This is a genomic window from Endozoicomonas acroporae, from assembly GCF_002864045.1.
In the GTDB taxonomy this organism is placed as follows: domain Bacteria; phylum Pseudomonadota; class Gammaproteobacteria; order Pseudomonadales; family Endozoicomonadaceae; genus Endozoicomonas; species Endozoicomonas acroporae.
In genome coordinates this window covers 1-21,897 of record NZ_PJPV01000026.1, presented here as the reverse complement: position 1 = coordinate 21,897, position 21,897 = coordinate 1, and the positions used below count along the sequence as shown (strand labels likewise).

Annotated in this window: 17 protein-coding genes; 8 read left to right on the top strand and 9 right to left on the bottom strand. The window is 51.6% G+C overall.

What is annotated here, in order from left to right:
* Positions 1-84 precede the first annotated feature (84 nt).
* Genes CX664_RS04755 through CX664_RS04730 form a run of 6 tightly spaced genes read right to left on the bottom strand, consistent with a single transcriptional unit; the run spans position 85 to position 7,329 of the window.
* Positions 85-1,866: a BatD family protein gene (locus tag CX664_RS04755; RefSeq protein ID WP_101745631.1), complete on the bottom strand. Its 1,782-nt coding sequence runs from the start codon at positions 1,864-1,866 to the stop codon at positions 85-87.
* Positions 1,860-3,797: a VWA domain-containing protein gene (locus tag CX664_RS04750; protein WP_101745630.1), complete on the bottom strand. Its 1,938-nt coding sequence runs from the start codon at positions 3,795-3,797 to the stop codon at positions 1,860-1,862. Before CX664_RS04750 ends, CX664_RS04755 begins: the two co-directional genes overlap by 7 nt.
* A complete protein-coding gene (locus tag CX664_RS04745) occupies positions 3,790-4,827 on the bottom strand; it encodes a vWA domain-containing protein (RefSeq protein WP_101745629.1) in 1,038 nt (345 codons plus the stop codon). The genes CX664_RS04750 and CX664_RS04745 overlap by 8 nt, the downstream gene beginning before the upstream one ends.
* A complete protein-coding gene (locus CX664_RS04740; RefSeq protein WP_101745628.1) occupies positions 4,820-5,317 on the bottom strand; it encodes a DUF4381 domain-containing protein in 498 nt (165 codons plus the stop codon). The genes CX664_RS04745 and CX664_RS04740 overlap by 8 nt, the downstream gene beginning before the upstream one ends.
* A 58-nt stretch (positions 5,318-5,375) precedes the next feature.
* Entirely contained in the window at positions 5,376-6,314 is a 939-nt protein-coding gene (locus CX664_RS04735; RefSeq protein WP_101745627.1) for a DUF58 domain-containing protein, read from the bottom strand.
* A 43-nt stretch (positions 6,315-6,357) separates the two neighbouring features.
* Positions 6,358-7,329: an AAA family ATPase gene (locus CX664_RS04730; protein ID WP_101745626.1), complete on the bottom strand. Its 972-nt coding sequence runs from the start codon at positions 7,327-7,329 to the stop codon at positions 6,358-6,360.
* 245 nt (positions 7,330-7,574) lie between these two features.
* Between CX664_RS04730 and CX664_RS04725 the strand changes: the two genes are divergently transcribed.
* On the top strand, positions 7,575-12,422 hold the full coding sequence (locus tag CX664_RS04725) for an NAD-glutamate dehydrogenase (protein ID WP_101745625.1): 4,848 nt from the start codon (positions 7,575-7,577) through the stop codon (positions 12,420-12,422).
* Positions 12,423-12,443: 21 nt separating this feature from the next.
* Here the strand turns inward: CX664_RS04725 and CX664_RS04720 are convergent, their stop codons facing one another.
* From CX664_RS04720 to CX664_RS04710, 3 genes are all read right to left on the bottom strand, one after another.
* The gene (locus tag CX664_RS04720) at positions 12,444-14,051 is read right to left on the bottom strand and encodes a cytochrome P450 family protein (RefSeq protein ID WP_101745624.1); all 1,608 of its coding nucleotides are present in this window, start codon (positions 14,049-14,051) and stop codon (positions 12,444-12,446) included.
* A gap of 344 nt (positions 14,052-14,395) precedes the next feature.
* Entirely contained in the window at positions 14,396-14,701 is a 306-nt protein-coding gene (locus CX664_RS04715; protein WP_101745623.1) for a hypothetical protein, read from the bottom strand.
* Between the two features lie 34 nt (positions 14,702-14,735).
* A complete protein-coding gene (locus CX664_RS04710; RefSeq protein ID WP_101745622.1) occupies positions 14,736-15,269 on the bottom strand; it encodes a DUF2062 domain-containing protein in 534 nt (177 codons plus the stop codon).
* Between the two features lie 317 nt (positions 15,270-15,586).
* On the opposite strand from CX664_RS04710, the gene CX664_RS04705 reads away from it, so the two are divergent.
* The 7 genes from CX664_RS04705 (at position 15,587) to CX664_RS04675 (ending at position 21,753) form a co-directional block, all read left to right on the top strand.
* On the top strand, positions 15,587-17,881 hold the full coding sequence (locus CX664_RS04705; protein WP_145999819.1) for a DNA internalization-related competence protein ComEC/Rec2: 2,295 nt from the start codon (positions 15,587-15,589) through the stop codon (positions 17,879-17,881).
* Between the two features lie 134 nt (positions 17,882-18,015).
* A complete protein-coding gene (locus tag CX664_RS04700) occupies positions 18,016-18,699 on the top strand; it encodes a MotA/TolQ/ExbB proton channel family protein (protein WP_101745620.1) in 684 nt (227 codons plus the stop codon).
* Positions 18,696-19,124, top strand: a complete 429-nt coding sequence (locus CX664_RS04695; RefSeq protein WP_101745619.1) for an ExbD/TolR family protein — start codon at positions 18,696-18,698, stop codon at positions 19,122-19,124. The genes CX664_RS04700 and CX664_RS04695 overlap by 4 nt, the downstream gene beginning before the upstream one ends.
* Entirely contained in the window at positions 19,121-20,179 is a 1,059-nt protein-coding gene (lpxK, locus tag CX664_RS04690) for a tetraacyldisaccharide 4'-kinase (protein WP_101745618.1), read from the top strand. The genes CX664_RS04695 and lpxK overlap by 4 nt, the downstream gene beginning before the upstream one ends.
* A gap of 16 nt (positions 20,180-20,195) precedes the next feature.
* On the top strand, positions 20,196-20,387 hold the full coding sequence (locus CX664_RS04685) for a Trm112 family protein (RefSeq protein ID WP_066015636.1): 192 nt from the start codon (positions 20,196-20,198) through the stop codon (positions 20,385-20,387).
* On the top strand, positions 20,387-21,277 hold the full coding sequence (gene kdsB, locus CX664_RS04680) for a 3-deoxy-manno-octulosonate cytidylyltransferase (protein ID WP_101745617.1): 891 nt from the start codon (positions 20,387-20,389) through the stop codon (positions 21,275-21,277). Before CX664_RS04685 ends, kdsB begins: the two co-directional genes overlap by 1 nt.
* Before the next feature lie 5 nt (positions 21,278-21,282).
* On the top strand, positions 21,283-21,753 hold the full coding sequence (locus tag CX664_RS04675; RefSeq protein ID WP_101745616.1) for a low molecular weight protein-tyrosine-phosphatase: 471 nt from the start codon (positions 21,283-21,285) through the stop codon (positions 21,751-21,753).
* The last annotated feature ends 144 nt before the right edge of the window (positions 21,754-21,897 follow it).

Sequence of the window (21,897 nt, the reverse complement as noted above, 5' to 3'; positions counted from 1 at the left end):
CGGTTAGGCAGAACGTATTGGGCCAGGGGCAAAATGACATAAAATGAATTTGCTGAGAGGATGCTCCCAGCAAGTTAAGCGGATCTATTCGGGATACAGCTGACCGAGCTGCTGATCTTTTTTCCGACCAGACTTTGTACCTTTGAGCTTTTTGCACACTGCCAGCAATGCGGTCAACTGCTCTTTTTTAGCAGCTGTGGCAGCCCCTCCTGCCTGAGTTTGATAAAGACTGGCGGACAGTTGGTGGCAGATCTCGCTCAGTTCCTGTGAGCCAAGCTGGTTGAGACAGTCGGTCAATGAAGTCAGGTTCTGGATGTTAAGGTTGTTGTTAAGATATATGCGACACCAGTTTTTCAGTTCACTTAGCGTCAACCGAACATCGTTCTGCTGGCAGGCTGCTTCCAGTTGGCGGAATGCTTCTGCTTCAGAGGCGTGTTTCCCGGATTGATGACGACCACCCATGTTAATGATTGGTTGATCTGACTTTGTTGCGGCACTGGATTTGAACCGCCAGAGCCCCAGGGTCAACAGCCATAACAGTGCAAAAAAAGCGGTTAACCACTGCCAGAAGACAGGTGTCTGCCAGATGCTGGCAGGCTCCAGCGGTGTTGTATCGCTGACTCTCGCAGGATCCGGACATTCAGCAGGCTGGTCTGTTGGCAATGTGGTCGGGGAGGCGACGGTTAAGGCATTAGCGTTTGGATCGGCGGATACCTCTATCTCTGTTGCAGGCAGTCTGGAGGTTTTAGTCTTGCCACTTGCTGTATCAAACCAGGTGTATTCAATCGCGGGCAACGTGATTTTTCCGGGGCGGGTTGGAATCATGGCTATGGAATCCGTGCGCTGCCCTTGAACGCCATTGGCCGTTTCCCGGTCTGCTGTCCCGGATTTATCCGGGTAGCTGTTCACTCCCTTTGGCTGAGTCATCAGAATAGGTGGCAGTTGTGCGGCACTGAGACCGTCGGCATTGACGGTAATGGTTCGGGTAATGGCATCACCTACCTGCAAACTGTTCGGTGGCTGACTCCATTGCTCCTGAATCGTTACCTTTCGCGCGGGTAACCATGTGTCACCCGCAGGGTAGTTTTCAGGTCTGGGTTTTACCTCAATTTGCATCTCCCTGGAGCGGGCAAGTACAGGTTTGCCACCACTGGAAAAGAAACTGCCAAATGGATCCCGGGGCTCGGCCGCCACACCGGTAAAGGTCAGTGATGGTATGATTATTTCGCCCACCGATTGGGGGTGAATCGAGTACTTCAACTCAAATCCCCGGTAGCGAATACCCTCAATAATGGTATCCAGTTTCCGTGTTTCCCCCAGCTGCTGAATCAACGCATCGCTGATATCCAGGGCACTCAGCCGGTTATCATCATACAGCTGGACTCTGGAGAGAATGGTCAGGGTGAAGATCAGCTCCTGCTGGACATAAATACTGTTACTGCTGACCTCGGCGTTCATCAGGATTGGGCCGGTATCCGTTGTCGGGTCATCGGGTCGGTTATCGCTGACGGTGATGGTAACCGCTTCAGATTGCCGGTCACCCAATTGGATGGGTGGAATCACCAGCGTTCCCTGCTGTTTCGGAGCCAGGGTAACCACCCAGTCGCGGGTAAACTCCCTTTTACCGTTAATGATACTGGTCTTGTTCTGTTGCCGGGTGCCCAGTATGTCAAAACTCCACTCCAGGGGTTTCAGGTCCGGAGCGTCACTGGAACTTTCATCCGTGCGCAGGGTGAGTTCCAGGGTTTCATGGCTGGCCAGTGATGTTCTGTTAACACTGGCGGTAAATGCGGCATTGGCCACCATGGCAACCGAAAGACTGATCAATGCGGTCAACATCAAATAAAATGACTTTCGATTTACCATGATGCCTCCTCCGTTCTGTTTTGCTGCTGTTGAAACTTTTGCTGAGACTGTTGCTGATGCAGAAACTTTCTGCGTAATAAACCACCCGGGTCATCCGGAATGGTTCTCAGCCAGCTTTCAATAGCCTGCTGTTCGTCTGAAAGTGGCTGTTCATCTACTCCTTCATCCGAAGCACTGGCCGTTGTTTCCGGAGCTTTATCATCAACGTTATTTTTTTCGGCCTGATCGGTCTGTTGCGATGGACTGGTGCTGTCCTTATCTTCAGACGGTTCAGATTGCGCCTGTTGTTGATCTTGCTGCTGGTTCTGATCAACGGGTGGGTGGTTCTGTGGGCGCTGTTGCGATGACGATTCCTGCGTGCTGGTGTTTTCACCGGTCTGGTCATTTTCAGAAGCAGCGTCATCCCGGTTGTTGTTTCTGGGTTGGTTATTATCGCTCCGGGACTGCTGCTGGCTATTTTCACCCTGGCCACCTTCTTGTCGGGTGCTATTTTGCTGACTGTCGTTTCCCTGATTTTGCTGCGATTGATCTGACTGCTGCTGCAATAACTGTTCAACCAGATGACGATTAAACTTGGCATTCTCCATATCGGGTTGTTGGGATATTGCCTGGTCATAAGCGTCAATGGCTTCCTGAAGTTTGCCTGCCCTGGCCAGTGCATTGCCCCGGTTGTAAGCCAATATGGGCTCAATCGTCTGATCATCAGGAGAGTTCAGGGTTGATGCAGATTCCTCAAACTGCTGATTCCGGAACAAGGCTTCCGCTTTCCAGGCCGGATCGTTGAACAGGCTGGCTGCCAGCTCCGGATTCCCCTCCTGAAGCGCTTTTTGCCCTTGCTGATCCCGTGTCTGCCACAGGTCATTCCAGCTCAATGCCATGGCATCCCGGGGGAACGGCAGCAGGGAGACCATGATCAGTACTAACCACCCACGGCGAAAGCCCAACAGGGCAGCAGGTAATAGCAGCCATACCAGCCAGTAACCGGCGTCGTACCACTGATCAAACTCACGCTCAGTTGATATCTGTTCACTGAATAGTGGATTGATGTTGCCTGTTGGCAGTAGGGCTTGCAGGTCGGTAGCAGCAACGGTCATGGTCTGGTATCCACCACCATTGGCTCGAGCCAGTGACTGCAGACGGGACTGCTCCAGCTGAGGGACGACAATGGCTCCCTGTTGATTTTTCAGATAACCGCCATCAGGCAATGGAATCGGTGCGCCCTGTTCCGTTCCGGTACCAAGAATGGATAAACGGATACCGCTGTTCTGTAGCAGGCTGGAAATCTGCTCCGCCTGTGCTGTGGTCATGGAGCCCGTAACTAGCAAAATATCGCCGGACTCACTGCTGCCCTGAGTCAGGAGCTGTTTTGCCAGGCGCACTGCTACTACAGGGTCGTTACCCTGTACGGGCATAATGTCAGGGCCAAGTGCTTTGGTCAGGTTGTTTAATGTACGACTATCGTCTGTCAGTGGCGCTACGGTATGGGCAGAGCCAGCGTAGGCGACCAGGGCAGAGAGTCCTTCACTGCGCTGGTTAAACAAATCCTGCAGCTTGAACCGCACCCGGGTCAGGCGGTTGGGGGAAAGATCCGCCGCGTACATGTGATAGGAAAGATCAACGGTAACCACCCAGGGCTGTTGATGTTTACTGACGGGGACCGGCTCCTTCTGCCAGGCAGGACCGGCAAGGGCCAGAGAGGCGATCACCCAGCCAGTCAATACCAGCATCAGCGGCCAGCGAGCCGGTTTCTGCTGCTCTCCTGCCAATAACCAGGGCAGAAGCGCAGGGGCAATGACTTTAGACCAGCTGCCCCGATCCCGATGTTGCCGCCAGAGCAGGAATACCAGGGTGATGCAGGGCAGTAGCGTCAGCAGCCAGAGTGGTCTGAGAAAATGGAATTGATCTATAAACAAAGAGAAAAATTCAATCATGGTGAGCCTTCCCTTTGTCAGCTTGCCAGTGGTTAAGAGCGCTGGGGAAATTGATATTTATCACTGCCGGGATCAGGCTTAGCAGCAGCGCCAGTCCCAGTGGCCAGAAAAACAGGTTCTTGCTGGGGCGAAACACCTCTTCTTCCTGAACCACAGGTTCAAGCTGATCCAGCAGCGCATAAATCTTATTCAGTTCCTCAATATTACGGGCCCGGAAATACTGACCGCCTGTCAGTTCTGTCATTTCCTGTAAGGTTTGCTCGTCCAGGTCCGCCGATGGATTAACCCGGCGGGAGCCAAAGAAACTGCGCTCCACCATCTCTTCAGCCCCGAGGCCAATAGCGTAGATTTTGATGCCTTCTTCCCGGGCAATCTGGGCAGCCTGCAGCGGGGATATCTCTCCGGCAGTATTGGCACCATCGGTCAGCAAGATAAGCACCCGACTGTCTTCGGGGCGCTTACGAAGATGCTTGACGGTAAGACCCAGGGCATCTCCGATCGCTGTCTTGTTGCCCGCCATCCCGATAGCCGACTCATTCATCAGTGTTCTGACCGTTTCCCGGTCAAAGGTCAGCGGTGTTTGCAGATAGGCCTGGGTACCAAACAGGATAAGCCCAAGCCGGTCGCCACGACGTCGCTGGATAAAGTCATTCATCACCGCTTTGGTGGCGCTCAGCCGATCAACCTGACGGCCATTGAGCACCATATCCTTGATCTCCATGCTGCCTGAGAGGTCAACGGCCATCATCAGGTCACGACCACTGTCTTGTATCTCAACGGGGTCTCCCAGCCAGACCGGTTTGCTGGCCGCAACAAGCAGCAGTAGCCAGATCACACCGGGTAGCATGATTCGTTTGCCAGAAGGCGTTTCCTGTTCTGCCCGTTGCTCTCCCACTATGGACGACAGCTTGCCATAAAAAGGGGTATACAGCGCGGCATCATTATTGCTGCTGGCTGGTTTGACCCATCGATAAACCAGCAGAGGTAAGGGCAGGGCAATCAGTATCCAGGGCCATTCAAGCTCAAGCATGGTGTCTCTTTATCCATTGCCGGGTGAGTTTATACACGTTTGCTGGCATCTCGTCGGGAGTGCCGTGGTTTGGCGTTAGCGGTATCTGCGGGTTATAGCGGTGGTTATTGAAGGCGCTGTGGTTGAGGAAGTCGGGCATATCACCGGTATCCGCCAGAAACTGGCACCAGGAAGTCCCGCTCAGCCCGGCAACCTTGTTTGCAGGAAACGCGTGCAAGGCTACCCGTTTTAACAGTTCATTGGATTCATTGGCCAGTCTGTGCAGCGACTGGTGAACCTGATAGTCAGCGTGAATTTTTCTGGCTTGCAGCAGTGCCTCTGAGCGGTAACGGTTTTTCTGCCAGCAACGCCAGCCATAGACGGTGACCAGAACCATCAGGGCAATACCGATCAACGCCAGAAGCCACCAGCCAATGGCGGGGGGCCATAATCCAACAGGGTCCGGGAGATAGTTCGGGCGGAGTTGGTCCAGAGGATTTTGCAGGTTCATAACTAAGTCCTCTGTGCTGCCGTAAGCTCAAAACAGGCGTTAACCACCAAATATCTCTTCACTGAGCCAGCTCCCTGCTGTTCGTCCTGACACCATACAGCCCCAACAACTGCTGCGCGGAGGGTGTGGCACAATTAATCTCCAGCAGCGGGATACGATACCGTGCCAGCATCTGCGTCAGCTGTTCATGGTGCGTCAGATACTGCTGATGGAACTGCTGGCGCAGCTGAGGGTGGCCGGTGTTCACCGACAGGTTGTGCATGCCATCGGTGATCCGGTATTGATCCGGAGTTGGCAGATGCTGCTCCAGAGGGTCGTTCACTTTGATCGCCATCAGTTCATTGTGCCGGGCCAGCTGAGCCAGATGCTGTTCGGACTCTTTATTAACATGACTGAAATCGCTAATCAGAAATATCTGGGTGCCGGGATGTGCCACTCGCCGGGTGTGCCTGAGGGTTCTGGCCAGCCCATGTTCTGCATCCATACTGGCTATGGAGGCAAGGCGGAGTTTCCGGTTCATCCGTTCCGTCTGGTTAAGCCAGTGCATCAGCGTTTTTCTGGAACGCTTTGGTCGTGTTTCATTCAGCTCATGTTCATTGAAAATAACACCGCCAATCCGGTCACCATGGTTAAGGGTGGCCCAGGCAATCAGAGCGGAGATTTCCGCCGCAGTGACGGATTTGAAGTTCAATTGGCTGCCAAAGAACATGGCATGGCTCTGGTCGAGCAAAATCATCACCGGCCGCTCCCGCTCTTCCCGAAATACTTTGGTGTGCGGCTTCATTCTCCGGGCCGTGACCCGCCAGTCGATGGAACGGATATCATCCCCGAACTGATAGGCCCTGACTTCTTCAAAGTCGATACCACGGCCCTTGAACGGGGAACGGGAGTTACCCAGCATCTGACGCTGGCTGCGTCCCTGGCGAAACAAAGGCAGGTCCCTGGCCGACAACCGCAGATTAACCAGGCTCTGTAATGTACAGTAGGCTCCACTCATGGCTTGTCTCTGATAGCCCTTTTAAATGCATGTGTGAATCAGTTCAGGCGATGGGAACGATGTCTAATAGCTGGTTGATGATCTGGTCTGCATCCTTACCCTCGGCTTCGGCTTCAAAGGTTAGCAGCAGGCGATGGCGCAGCACGTCGTGGGCGATCGACTGAACATCATCAGGGGTGACATAATCACGGCCATCCAGCCAGGCATAAGCGCGGGCACAGCGATCAAGGGCAATGGTACCCCTGGGGCTGGCACCGTAATCCAGCCATCCTGAGAGTTGATCGCTGTAACGTTCCGGGTGGCGGCTGGCATCAATTAACTGAACAATGTATTCCTCAACCGATGGCTCCATATGCACGGCCAGCACTGCCTGGCGGGCCTGCAGAATTTCTTCCTGGGTGAGCGGGGATTGGGGGCGCTCAACCGGTGTCTGCATGGCTTCTCCCCTGGCCAGTTTCAGAATCGCCCGCTCTGCTGCCACATCGGGATAGCCCACCCAGACATGCATGATAAAGCGATCCAGCTGGGCCTCCGGCAATGGGTAAGTGCCTTCCTGTTCAATGGGGTTCTGGGTGGCCATCACCATAAAGACCTCAGGCAATGGGTAGGTTTTCTGGCCAACACTGACCTGCCGCTCGGCCATGGCTTCCAGTAATGAAGACTGAACTTTGGCCGGTGCGCGGTTGATCTCGTCCGCCAGAATCAGGTTGTGAAAAATCGGGCCGGGCTGAAACCGGAAGCTGCCATCTTCCGGCAGATAGATGTCGGTGCCGGTGACATCGGCAGGCAGCAGGTCAGGGGTAAACTGGATTCTGTGGAAATCGGCATCCAGGCCATCGGACAGTGCTTTAACCGCCCTGGTCTTGGCCAGGCCGGGGGCACCTTCAACCAGCAGGTGTCCGTCAGCCAGCAGGGTGATTAACAGGCGGTTAACCAGATGTTCCTGGCCAATGATGGTGCTGGAGAGGTAGTTTTTCAGCTGACTGAATTGGGTAAAACAGTGGCTTGATGACATTTTTTTCAACCTGGCAATCTGTCTGCGTCTTTAAAGAGAGTGCATGGCACCACTTTTCAGTCTGGAAATTCTACAAGTCATTTGCACTATTGATAAGTCCCATCCCTGTGTCTTGTCGAATGCTTTACGGTTAATTACTTAAAGGCCTTATTTTCGACAGCGCCCTTCAATATAGGTTTGCCAAGGCCGATGGTCTAGTACATGGATTTTAAAACAGATATCTATTCAAAATGGAGAGGCCAGGGATGGGGCAGTTAAATAGTCAGGAGCGTGAAGAAACTCTGGATAAACTGATCAGTGATCTGGCTACCCATATTCCGGTAGAGCAGCTGGATAGCTTTCATGAGTTTGTCTATCGGTATTACTCACTGGATACCCATGAGGATCTGGTATCCGGCAACTGGCAGGAACTGCTGGGCGCTACCCACTCATTCTGGAAGTTTATTCAATACCATAATCCGGGCCAGCCGCGCATTGAGGTTATCAATCCGGAATATAACATGCATGGCTGGCACTCAACCCATACGGTCATCCGAATCCTCCATCGGGATATGCCTTTTGTGGTGGACTCGCTCAGGATGAAGCTGAACGATTATGGCTCAACCATTCATTTATTGCGCAATGGCGTCTTCTATTCCCGGCGTGCCGCAGACATGACCTTGCAGTTTGGGGATGAAAGGGGGGATGGGGAGTTTGTCTGCCAGGAGGCCTTTGTTTATCTCGAAATCGACCGTTGTGAGGACCAGAGTCAACTGGACCAGCTGGAGAGCCAATTAAATGCGGTGCTGAGAGATGTCAGTCGTGTTGTCGATGACTTCGATGAAATGACCGGACGGGTGAAAAGGCTGGCGGCTATGGCCGGAGAGCCGGGGGCTATGCCGGGCGGCTTGCTGAAAAAAGACGATGAGGTTCAGGCATTTCTGGAATGGCTGCTGGATGATAATTTCACCTTCCTGGGTTACGAAGAACTGATTGTCACAGAACATGAAGGCAGTCGTCGTCTGAGAAGACCGTCGGAGTCACTGTTTGGGTTGTTGAAACCTGCCAATGAAGGCCAGCCCGGTCAGCTGTCACTGGAACCCTTTATTGAACATGACCTGTTTGAGCTGACCGAGCGGCTCTCGTTCTCCAAAGCTTCTGTCCGCTCCAGTGTTCACCGGCCTGCCTATCCTGACTTTATTACTGTGCGACGCTTTGATGAGCAGGGGCGCATTGTGGGTGAGGCACGTATTGTTGGTCTCTACACCTCTCCGGTGTATCGCAAGACGCCCTATGCCATTCCCTATATCCGTAACAAGGTGTCGGCGATCCTGCAACGCTCTGGCCTGGACCCCAAAAGCCATCATGGCAAAGACCTGGTGCAGATACTGGAGATTTTTCCCAGGGATGAACTGTTTCAGACCAGTCAGGACGAACTTTTTCAGACCGCCATGTCAATCCTGCGAATGCAGGAGCGGAAACAGATAAAAGTCTTTATCCGGCAGGATCCCTACGGGCCATTCTGTTCAGCGCTGGTCTATGTGCCAAGGGATATCTACAGTACCCGCTTCCGTCGGCGGGTGGAAAACATTCTCTGTCACCGACTGGAGGCAGAAGACAGCGAGTTTACCACCTATTTTTCTGAGTCGATCCTGGCCAGAGTTCATTTCGTGTTCAAGTTGAAAGGGCGGATTGATTACAATCTGGATGTGATTACCCGGGAGATCATGCTTGCGGGATCATCCTGGAATGATGACCTCAGGACAGAGGTGCTGGAAACCTTTGGCGAAGTGCGGGGGAATAAACTGCTGGCAAGGTTCTCCGATGGGTTCAGTGCCGCCTATCAGGAAGCGTTCAAGCCCCAGTCAGCGGTGACGGATATTCGCCATTTCGAAAAAATGGACAATGACCGGCCGCTGGCCATGGGGTTTTACCAGTCACTGGACGATGCCGCCGGGCTGGTTCACCTGAAGCTGTACCATTTTATCGAGCCCCTGCCGTTAGCTGACCAGATTCCAATTATTGAAAACCTGGGTCTGCGTGTGCTCGGTGAGTATCCCTATCTGATTAACACCGCTTCCGGTGAGACCATCTGGATTCATGACTTTCAATTAAGTTTCGATGCACGAATTACGATTGATCTGCAAAAAGTGGGTCCCACCTTCCGGGAAGCGTTTGAAAAAATCTGGTTCGGGGAGGCGGAAAATGACCGGTTCAACCGGCTGGTATTATCCGCTGGCCTGAGTTGGCGGCAGGTTGCCATGCTGCGGGCTTATGCACGTTATATGAAGCAGATTCGTGTCGGTTTCAGTCAGACTTATATTGCCGAAACGTTGTGCAATAACATTGAGATTGCCCGATTGTTGGTGGCGTTGTTTGAGGTTCGCTTCAACCCCGGGCTGAAACTGTCCATAACACAGCGCCTTGCCCGTCAGCAGCATATTCAGCAGCAAATTCTCCATGGGCTTGATCAGGTGGAAGTGTTGAGTGAAGACAAGCTTATCCGCTGTTATCAGGATGTGATCAAGGCAACACAGCGAACCAACTTTTATCAGCAGGATGACGAAGGAAGTGCCAAGTCCTATATCTCCCTGAAAATGGCGGCGAGGGAGATACCGGACATTCCCAAACCGGTGCCACTGTATGAAATTTTTGTCTACTCGCCCATTGTCGAAGGTGTTCACCTGAGAGGGGGCAAGGTGGCCCGTGGCGGTTTGCGCTGGTCTGACCGGGTGGAAGATTTCAGAACGGAAATTCTTGGACTGGTCAAGGCCCAGCAGGTGAAAAATGCCCTTATTGTCCCCGTTGGTGCCAAAGGCGGTTTTGTGCCCAAACAGTTACCGGTTGATGGCAGTCGGGAAGCGATAATGGAAGAGGGGATTCGCTGTTATAAAACCTTTATCAGAGGACTGCTGGATATCACCGATAACCTGGTGGAAGGTGACGTGGTTCATCCGGATGGCGTGGTGATGTATGACGACAGTGACAGTTATCTGGTGGTGGCCGCGGATAAAGGCACGGCAACGTTTTCCGATATCGCCAACGGCATTGCACAGGATTACAACTTCTGGCTGGGGGATGCCTTTGCTTCCGGGGGCAGTGTGGGTTATGACCACAAGAAGATGGGGATTACCGCCAGAGGTGCCTGGGTTTCGGTGCAGAGACACTTCCGGGAAAAAGGGATACATGTCCAGCAGGATGTGATCTCTACCATTGGTATTGGCGATATGGGCGGAGATGTTTTTGGCAATGGTATGTTGTGCTCCGAAACCATTGCTTTAATCGGTGCATTCAATCATCTGCATATTTTTGTTGATCCCAACCCGGATGTTTATCAGAGTTTTGCCGAGCGTCGTCGTCTGTTTGAATTGCCTCGTTCCAGCTGGGCAGACTACGACACCAGTCTTATTTCTGAGGGCGGGGGCGTTTTTTCCCGCCAGGCAAAGTCAATCGCCATCAGTCCTGAAATGAAGGAGCGCTTTGGTATTACCGCCAGTCATCTGCCCCCCAATGAGTTGATTCGCTGTATGTTACGGGCCCCGGTTGATCTGTTATGGAATGGCGGTATCGGTACCTATATCAAGTCAATGAACGAAACCCACAGCGACGTGGGGGATAAGGCCAATGACCCACTGAGAATTAATGGTTGTGAAGTTCAGGCCAGTGTGGTCGGGGAAGGGGGGAATCTTGGGCTGAGTCAACTGGGGCGTATGGAATATGCGCTGCAGGGCGGTGGGTTGAATACCGACTTTATCGATAATTCCGGTGGCGTTGACTGTTCTGATCATGAGGTCAATATCAAGATTCTTCTGAATGATATGGTCGCCAATGGCGATATGACCATTAAACAGCGAAACCAGCTGCTGGAAAGCATGACCGATGAAGTGGCCGCCCTGGTATTGACCAATAACTACCGTCAGACCCAGGCGATTTCTGTGGTTGAATCGGATGTTGCCTCAAGAATGGGCGAGTATCGTCGTTTTATGCAGCACCTTGAGGAACGGGGTAAGCTGGACAGAACCATTGAGTTTTTGCCGGATAATGAAGCGATGGCCGAACGGGCCGCTAATGGGCAGGGGTTAACCCGGCCGGAACTGTCGCTGTTGATTTCATACAGTAAAGCTGACCTGAAAGAAGCGTTACTGAACTCGACAGTGATTGATGATCGATATCTTACCCGGGAATTATACAGTGCCTTTCCCCGGATTCTGGTGGACCGCTTTCCGGAGGAGATCAGAAAACATCGTCTGCGCAAGGAGATTATCTCTACCCAGATTGCCAATCATCTGATTGATATGATGGGGATTACGTTTGTTTATCGGCTGCAAATGACCACGGGGGCGTCATCGGCCGAAATCGCCCGTGCCTTCAGTGCCAGTCGTGATGTGTTTAATGTTTCCCGTTACTGGATGATGATTGAGCAATTGGATCATAAGGTTTCCAGTGCATTGCAGTACCGGATGATGGGCGCATTGATCAAGCTGGCGAGGCGGACTACCCGCTGGTTTATCCGCCTGAAGCGTCAGGATCTGATACCGGCCGAGTGTGTTGAACATTATGGGCCCAGGGTGGAGAAATTCCTCTCCTGTTTTACCGAATCCCTTGGTGAAGAAGAAAAGGCAGAGTTGGACAAGGCCGTTGACAGTATGGTTGCACAAGGCGTTCCACAGGCGCTGGCTCTGGTGGTTGCCGGGCAGCGTTATCTGTTGAGTGTGTTGCCCGTGATCAGGGTAGCCGACGAAACCGGGGTTCCCCTGGAGTTGGCCATCAGGACTTTCTTTACCATAGGTTCTCGCCTGGAGCTGACCTGGTATGGTAATGCCCTGTCGCAACTGGAGGTGACTAATCACTGGCAGTCTCTGGCACGGGACAGCGCTAGGGACGAACTGAGCTGGCAACAGCGTAAATTATCCGAAGGGCTCATCACCATGGCGCAGGATGGCGTACCCATTGAGCAAACCATTGATAAATGGATTATGGATAACCATGCCCTGGTAGCCCGCTGGCAGAATATGCTGGCCGATATACGCAGTGCGCCACAGGCCGATCTGGCCATGTTTGCCGTTGCCAACCGTGAGTTAATGGATCTGGCTCAGGTTAGTTTGCATGGATAGTAACTGAGACAGCCTGATAAATTACTGTTCAGTTACATTAAGCGATGGTTCCAGAACTAGTGGAGTAACTTCCAGCTTATTCCAGAACCAGCTTGTACTGTTTGGAATCAGTTTTGGGCGAGCAGCATATCGGGCGTGATAATTCGCAAAAAAATACTGGAGAAACTCAGGAAGAATATAAACACTGTATGGCTTTGATGGGCATTTTCTGGGCTCATAGCCAAAGGCGTGCCCTTTGATGGCGTTGGTAATCAGTATCATATCATCCGGTTGAAAATGTATCTGGTGGTTTTCTGTTTCTGATCTGGTTGTTACCCGAAAGGGGCGGTTCACTTTTCTGGGAAACAGCGTTGCCAGGGCGCGCAGGTTGTGGACTTCATCAGCGAATAGCTGATGCATATCAAGAAGGTGCTGGTTTTGATGATGTTCAGCGATGTGAATAACAAAATTTGTCGCTGTATTACTGATGTTCAATGAATTATCAATCCAGGATAATAAATTGAAAATAATGTTGATGGCTTCCTCTGGTGACACCTCTTCAAGGTCCTGTGTCAGGGAGGGGGCAAATACGGGCAGCACGGCTGCATTATTTTTTCTTAATAGCTCGACTGTTCTTGTTGCCAAAGTTTCTCTGGTGGACTGGTGGGTGCCAGAATGAATGCTCGGCATTAGAGGCTCGTCATATAACCAACAGAGCACTTTGTAAAACTGTTCTAATGTTTGAATATTGGTGTAAGGGTGATCTTTTGCAAATAAGCTGTTGCCATGAATGAAATGATTGGCTTTTAAATCGTATTTTCCGGTATGCACTTCCAGCTGATCGTAAAGACGCTTTATCTGGTAATAATGTTGATTAACCTGCTGCTGAATGTTTCTATTAACGGGGTATTCTGGAGAGACATTGGAAAACAGTATTTGAAAATATATCTGGGTTAACAGATTGCTGATCAGATCGGCAGCTTTCTCGCCATATACGAAGTCTGAGGTTTGCTGGTTTGTTAATAACATAGAGGTATCTGGCAGCTGTTGCAGCCTTTCAAACGCCTGCTGAAAGAGTGCCGCCTGCTTGCTTCCATAGCTATGGTGATGCATATCCCTTGCAGCTACAGGATTGTTTTCCAGCAGAAACCAGTTTTGCGCACTCAGCAGTCTTCTGTGGGTATGAAGGTTGTGCTCTTGTCCTTCAAGAGCGATGATCTGATTGGCGATATCTGCATTAGCGATAAAATAAATTCTCTTGCCTTTGAAGGATAACTCGTAATAACCATGTTTAGTGGTTTTGGCATAATCGTTTAGTGCCTTGATATCCCGGTAAGAGATGATATACAGATTGTTGATTCGAGATGCTGCCTGAAATGCCTGTAGCAGGCTGCTTTTAAACACCCATGACAGCATCGGTGATTGTTCATGAAGCCTCTCAATTGAAAACAGCGTCTCGGTTAATATGGGGACTGCACGCCTGGCAACGGAATATCTCAGACTTTTGTTTTGCGTATGCTCAATGTCACAGTAGGCCATTTTTGTGGTTAAAACGGCAAAGATAATGGCGAGCCTGGCAATCAACTTAATATAACGAGGGCTTGTATGCTTTTGCTTATGGCTGCCTGTGTGATTTCTATTAAATAACATGGTTAATGGTCACTTTTACCGGATATGGTCAACCACAGATTGACTTAAAATATTGTGATTTTTTATTTTTTAAAATTGATATTCCGAAATTGTATATTGTCAGGGATTTGCTGCTGTCAGGTACTCATAAAACACAGTCAATAAACACTTAGTCTGCTTTTGAGTCATATAGTTCCGCGTGTTGCTTAAATTGGTTTCAGTCAACCATTCAAAAGTGGTTTATAGCCCGGAAACCAGCGGCTTGATGCGCCAGAGGTGATACTCAAATTCAGAGTGATTTTGCCGACAGTTACCAGCCGTCCGGACGCAGGGTTTACCCGGTCAGACGGCCCGGCAGGCAGGCTTCAGGGCGTTTCCTGAAGGTATTGGCTTGGGTCAATGTAGAGACCAAGGGAGCGCTTATCAATGCGCTTTTCCTTGTTTTCAGTCTTGCCGACTTCCTGATATCTGAAGACCACCGTATCACCAACGTTGACATCCAGTTGCTTGTCGGCCGACAGGTATTTGTAATCCTCACCAGCAACCGTCAGGGTATGGATGTAGTAATCCGGCATCCCCAGCCAGTCGCTGTGAGGGCCATCGGTGCTGATAGCTTCAAGCAGACCACGACCTTCCAGTTTTGGCTGGCGTTTTTGAAAACTTCTTTGCATGGGGCTGTTATCTCTAGAGACTTTTGAATAGCGGTTAGTTGAAAGGATCGGGTCGGGAGCGACGTTTGTTTCTCTGGCGCCAGTGGCTGACAACATTCCAGCGCCAGGCCGCTCGAATCAGCAGGTAACTGATAAAGCCGAGCACAACGCCTGATACCAGCGATCCCAGATAAAGAGGCTTCCACACACGAGCAAGTCCGGCACCCAGACCTTGTACGGTGAGTTCAAAGGAAGCTGCACTTACCGGTGTCTGAAGGATAAAACAGCCAATTTTGTATGTAAAATAGAATATGGCAGGCATGGTCAATGGGTTGGTTATCCAGACCAGTGCGACAGAAAGAGGCAGATTGCATCGGAAAACAATGGCCAGACATGCCGCCAGAATCATTTGGAACGGCATGGGAATAAACGCAACAAATATGCCGACAAAAAATGCGGCAGCAGCGGAGCGGCGATTCAGTTGCCACAGGTTTGCATCATATAATGCAGAACCCAGAAACCGCAGGTGGCGATGTTCCTTGATGGTTTTTGGTTCCGGCAAATACCTTTTAATCAGTTTTTTCGCCATATCCTTTCACTATCTTACCGCTATCATGACATCAACTCATTATGCTCTGAGCTATGACTTTAGTTCATGGTTTGCAGAGGTTGCCAGTTTTCCAGTATGGAAGTCTTGCCAGCTGCCTTCAATCGATTCGGGATTGGCTTTTCCAGACTGAAATTCATCTATGCTTGCTGATTTTCATCGGCCATGACATGCCACTTTTCAAATAAAGAATGGTTGATTATGCCACAGCACAATTGCGGTCATTCAAGGCAGGGCAGAACAGTGCCTTGAATGAGGTAAAGCCTTGGATTATGCACTGAAATGGTAGGCAAGACTACGTGGATAACACGCACACGACCATAAAACCGGCAAGGGGGTTACTTATCTTCGTACTTGCCAGTGGTTTTGTTTCATTGACATTTGGCATGTCAGTACTGCTGTCGATCAGCCTGCCGCTGTTCATTCTGTTTCTGTGGGGGTTATCGTCAGCCGGAGCTTCCCGGGTCCGCTGGTGGCTGCTGCCTCTGCTGGCGGGTACTCTTGCCAGCTCATGGTATGCAACGCATTACGCTGTCACTCGCCTTGATGGCTGTATACATGGGCGGGATATCAATATCGAAGGAAAGATTGCCAGTCTGCCGGTGATAAACGGCATGGCAGCGCGCTTTGATTTCGCAGTCAGTCATGCAGGGTCTGGTCTGTACGCCAAAAAGGTCAGGCTCAGCTGGTATGAACCGCCGGATTTGCAGGCTGGAGAGACCTGGCAGTTAACGGTCAGGTTGCGACAGCCCCATGGTTTTTCCAGCCCGGGTGCGTTCGATTATGAAGCCTGGGCGCTGCGTCAGGGGATACAGGCCACGGGGTATGTGAAGTCCGGATCACTGCTCGACAATCATGTTACCGGGATATATCGACTTCATCAGGTAAGGGCGCTTTTAAGAGAGTGGTTGTACTCCACGGTATCGGATAACAACAGAGGGATCTTCTCGGCACTGCTGCTGGGTGATAAAACCGCAATCAACACTCAGCAATGGCAGATGTTGAATGAGACGGGAACCACCCATTTGATGGTGATTTCCGGGCTGCATATCGGTCTTATGGCCTGGTTGGGCTTTTCCCTTGCCACCATTGTTGGGCGATTGGGGGGAATTCCACTTCGGAGAGTACCCTTACCCGTGGTCAAGGCGCTGACAGGTATGCTGTTTGCGTTGTTTTATGCCTTGTTGGCCGGGTTCAGTGTGCCGGTGCAACGGGCCCTGGTGATGACATTTGCTGCATTACTGGCACCCTTGCTGGGTATCAGAGCCTCTCCCGCCACACTTTGGTTGTTGGCTTTGGCGGCAGTGCTTGTCATTGACCCTCTGGCCATAACCAGCAATGGATTCTGGTACTCGTTTATTGCCGCAGGCGCACTGCTGTTCGGTATGGTTGGCCGAAAGGAGAGGACCGGCTGGCCGGTAACCCTGTTTAAGCCGCAATGGCTGGTGTTTGCCCTGTTGACGCCTTTGCTGCTGTTTAATGGTCAGCCGGTATCACCACTGTCTCCCCTGGTGAATCTTCTGGCCATCCCATTAATTGGCATTGCCGTCGTTCCCTTACTGCTGTTCAGCGCAATTGTGCAGTTTGTGTTGCCTGAGGCTGCCGGTTTCATCATGGCTGGGCTGGATTATCTGGTGACAGGGTTTCAATGGGGGCTGCAGTGGGTGTCCGGTTTGATGGTGCTTATTCCACCACAGCAGGCCCTGACCTGGGTTGACCTGTTGTTCGCTGTGGCCGGTATGCTGTTGCTGATCGCTCCGGTAACTCTGCGTTTGCGCTGGCTTGCCCCGGTGATGCTGATGCCTTCGTTGTTCCCGAAAACACCTGAGATACCGGCAGGTCAGGCTGAGGTCACTGTTTTGGATGTAGGGCAAGGGTTGTCTGTGTTTATCAGAACACGTCAGCACCTTCTGGTATACGACACCGGTGACCGATTCTCGGAAAAATTGTCAGCGGCAGAGAGCGTGATTCTTCCGGCGCTGTCCAAATCCGGTGTAGCCCAAATTGATCGCATTATCATTTCTCATGGTGACCAGGATCATTCAGGTGGTTTGCCATCACTGCTGTCCAGATACCCGAATGTACCGGTTATCAGTGGTACCAGGCTGCCCGGTTTTGAGCAAGACTGGGTGCAATGCCAATCCGGAGATCATTGGGAGTGGGATGGGGTTTATTTTCAGGTGCTGGCCGGTGGTGAATATCGGCGCAGCAATGATGCATCCTGTGTCCTGAAAGTGACAGCAGGGTCAGACAGTCTGTTACTGCCCGGAGACATTAGTGGACGGGTTGAGAAACGTTTAATAGAGCAGGGTGCTGAGCTTGAATCCAGAGTTCTGGTGGCCGCTCACCATGGTAGCCGGTTTTCCAGTAGTTCTGACTTTCTCTCTGCTGTTCAGCCCGGGGCGGTTATTTTTTCCTCCGGCTTTGCCAATCGCTTCGGTCATCCGGCCGCTGAAACATTGGCCCGTGCGCAAAGCTCGGGGGCGAAAATTTTTAATACTGCTGCGGACGGCTCACTTTCTTTTACGCTCGGTAACGGTGATATGACCGTTTCAGCCTACCGCAAAACACACACCCGCTACTGGTGGCGCTGACGCTCTGCCAAAGCGATCAGTTACTGCTTAAATGGCGCTAATCTCTGTGATACAGTCATACTGGCCGGGAACTGATATGCCTGACATTAACCGGGCCAGATATCATGAATTTGTCATTATAAGGGAAGATTATTGTGTTCGAACTGGTGAAATCCGGTGGTTGGCTGATGGTGCCTATCCTGTTGTCTTCAGTCATTGCCATGGCAATCATCTTCGAGCGGCTCTGGACGTTGAGACCCTCACGCATTGCACCGAAAAATACCCTTTCTCAAGTATGGAGGTGGATCAAAAGTAATGGATTGGACAATCGCAAGCTTGACCAGCTGAAAGCCGGGTCGCCCCTGGGAGAGATTCTGGCCGCTGGTCTGACCAATGCCCGCAGCGGCCGGGAAATCATGAAGGAAAGTATTGAAGAGCAGGCGGGCAAGGTGATCCATGACCTTGAGCGTTATCTCAATACCCTGGGGACCATTGCCGCGATTACTCCGCTGCTGGGTTTGCTGGGAACCGTGATCGGTATGATTGATGTCTTTACTGTGCTGATGGTTGAAGGCACCGGTAATGCCGGTGTTCTTGCTGGCGGGATTTCCAAGGCACTCATTACCACAGCAGCCGGTCTTACCGTAGCTATCCCGGCCCTGATTTTCCATCGCTATTTTACCCGGCGCATTGATGAGCTGGTGGTTGCCATGGAGCAGGATGCCATCAAGCTGGTGGAAGTGCTGCAGGGTGATCGTAAGGGCTCTTCATCCGCTAACGGCCCTTCATCCGCTCTGGGCTCTTCATCCGCTCTGGGCAGTGAGGCCAGGAAAAAATGAACTTCCGACGACAGATAAATCAGGAAGAGGTGTCGATCAACCTGACGCCCCTGATTGATGTGGTATTCCTGCTGCTGATTTTCTTTATGGTCTCAACCACCTTCACCAAGGAGACGCATCTGGCCATTGACTTGCCGGAATCCTCCGCAGAGGTATTACAGCAGCAGCCAAAGCAGATTGAGATCATCATCAGCAAGTCTGGAGATTTTGCCGTTGACGGTCAGGGGCTGGTCAATGGTCAGCTGGATACACTCAAGCGGGCACTGGGGAAAGTAAGCCAGGGAGACAGCAAGATTCCCCTGATTATTACCGCTGACGCCAATACGCCTTATCAGGCGGTTGTTACGGCAATGGATGCTGCCGGGCAGCTGGGTTTTACCAACCTGAGCATGACCACCCGAAAAGATACCGAGTCTGCTCAGTGAAGCTCTGGTCCCGCTTCAGTCAGTCGGTCACAGGCTCCTGGTATGCTCCTTCCGGTGGCTGGACCCGCTTTCTCAAGCCACTTAGCTGGTTATTTTCCTTTCTGGCTGCGAGAAGAAAGCAGCGTTTACTGCAGGCAGCGCGCTGGTCTTCGCCTGTGCCGGTCATTGTGGTGGGTAATATTTCGGTCGGTGGAACCGGTAAAACCCCTTTGGTTGCCGCCCTTGTACGGGAGTTTCAGCGAAGGGGCTACCGGCCGGGGATTATCAGCCGTGGATTTGGAGCAAAAACCGGAGGTATGCCCCTGTCGGTCCGGCCGGATTCTGACCCGGCAAAGGCAGGGGATGAGCCGGTGATGCTCGCCCGACAGCTGCATGTCCCTTTGATTGTTGACGTTGATCGTGTAAAGGCGGCCCGCTATCTCTGTGATCAGACAGACTGCAATCTGATCATCGCAGATGATGGATTGCAGCACTATAATCTGCAACGGCATATTGAAGTATTGGTTCTGGATGGTGACCGGTTGCTTGGCAACCAACTGTGTCTGCCCGCAGGCCCGCTTCGGGAACCACCGGAAAGAATGAGCCAGGTGGATATGATTCTGGTCAACACCAACCATACTTCTGTGTCAGCGAAGGCTGAGGAAGTGGCAAGTTCGCTTGGGCTGACCACGATGGAGCGGGAAAAACTGTACTGTTTTTCCCTTGAACCTTCGGCGCTGGTCAGCATGACGGGTATTTCGCAAGCAATTCCCGATAAAACCAGGGTTCATGGTGTTGCAGGGATTGGTAATCCGGAGCGTTTTTTTAATACACTGCGCTCTTTGGGATACGATGTTATTGGTCATCCTTATCCTGATCACCACTTATTTGCACTGGAAGATATCTGTTTTAACGACGATCTTCCGGTAATTATGACGGCCAAGGATGCCGTTAAATGCAGTGGTTTTGCCGATCACCGACACTGGTATCTGCCGGTGACGACCCGTGTATCGGACTCATGTATTGAGCAGCTGGTGGCAATGATTGAAGCTCGTAAGCCGGTATTTGCTGGCTGATGGCTGAGGAACAATGATGGATAAAACGCTGTTTGAAATTCTGGCCTGCCCACTGTGTAAAGGGGAAGTGCGGCCAAATAAAGAGCGTCAGGAACTGGTTTGCAGACCCTGCGGTCTTGCTTATCCGGTTCGTGACGGTATTCCTGTCATGCTCGAAGGTGAGGCGCGCACATTGACCGTTGATGAACGTTTGGATGAGGCGTCCTGATGGCACAAGGCTTTTTATCGGCTGAGGGCTCTTTATCGGCTGAAGGCTCTCTCCCAGCTGAAGGCTCTTTATCAGCTGAAGGCTCTGACTTCACCGTTGTAATACCTGCCCGATTTGCTTCCAGCCGTTTGCCGGGCAAGCCACTGGCTGATATTGCGGGCAAGCCTATGATGCAGCATGTTTATGAGCGGGCACTGGCCAGTGCCGCCAGGAAGGTCATCATTGCTACGGATGATGAGCGTATTCTGAAGGTGGCTGAAGGTTTTGGCGCAGAGGTATGCATGACGCTGCCGGGACATCCTTCTGGTACTGACCGGTTGCAGGAAGTGGCCAGAATCTATGGTCTGAAGGATGATGAAATCATTGTCAATGTGCAGGGTGATGAACCTCTGATTCCCCCCTCTGTGATCAATCAGGTGGCCAGAAATCTGCAGCTGTCGTCTGAGGCAGGGGCTGCTACGTTATCCAGCCCGTTGACCCGGGTGGAGCAGATTTTCGATCCCGGTATTGTCAAGGTGGTTGCTGATGCCCGGGGGTATGCGCTTTATTTCAGTCGTGCGCCCATTCCCTGGGCGCGGGACGATTTTGCCACGGAGGAAAAGAGAGTGTCGGCAGATGCCTGCTTTCAGCGTCACATTGGCATCTATGCCTATCGGGTTGGACTCCTGAATCATTATGTGACCTGGGGTGTCAGCCCGATTGAGAGCATGGAGTCTCTTGAGCAGCTTCGACTGATGTGGCATGGCTATCGTATTCATGTGGCTGAAGCGGTGGCAACGCCGCCCCATGGTGTCGATACGGAACAGGATCTGCTGGCAGTTCGTGCATTGCTTGCAAGAGAGCAGGAACTGGACAGTCCTGAGCCCAATGAAACCACGGTCAGAGCATAAACAGAATGACAAAAGTACTGTTCGTCTGTCTGGGAAATATCTGTCGGTCACCCACTGCCCATGGTGTGTTTGCCCACCAAGTGGCCGAAGCAGGGTTGTCAGACTGTATCAGAGTTGATTCAGCGGGCACCAGTGGCTGGCATGATGGCGGGTTACCAGACAGCCGTTCCATGCAGCAGGCTGCGGATCACGGTTATGACCTTTCATTTATTCGCTCCCGCAAGGTAATCTCTGCTGATTTTGTTGAGCAGGATTATATTCTGGCTATGGATAGAGAGAACCTGAAGAACCTGCAAAAGATCTGCCCGCAGGAACATGCCTGTAAGCTGAAGCTTTTTCTTGATTTTGCTGACCTGCCAGTCTCTGAAGTCCCGGATCCTTACTACGGTGGTAACGAAGGATTTGAGCGGGTACTTAATCTGGTTGAGCTGGGTGGGGTTGCGTTGCTGGATCATTTGCAGAAAACCCATAAATAAGTAGTTAACAAAATGAAATCGTATTTTCTGACTAAGTGGACAGTCACTCTGCGGCGTTACAACTACGGTCACATAGCTACGGCTATGCTCCCTACGTTGTGCCTTGCATAGTAACTGCCCACTTAGCCAGAAAATACGATTCCA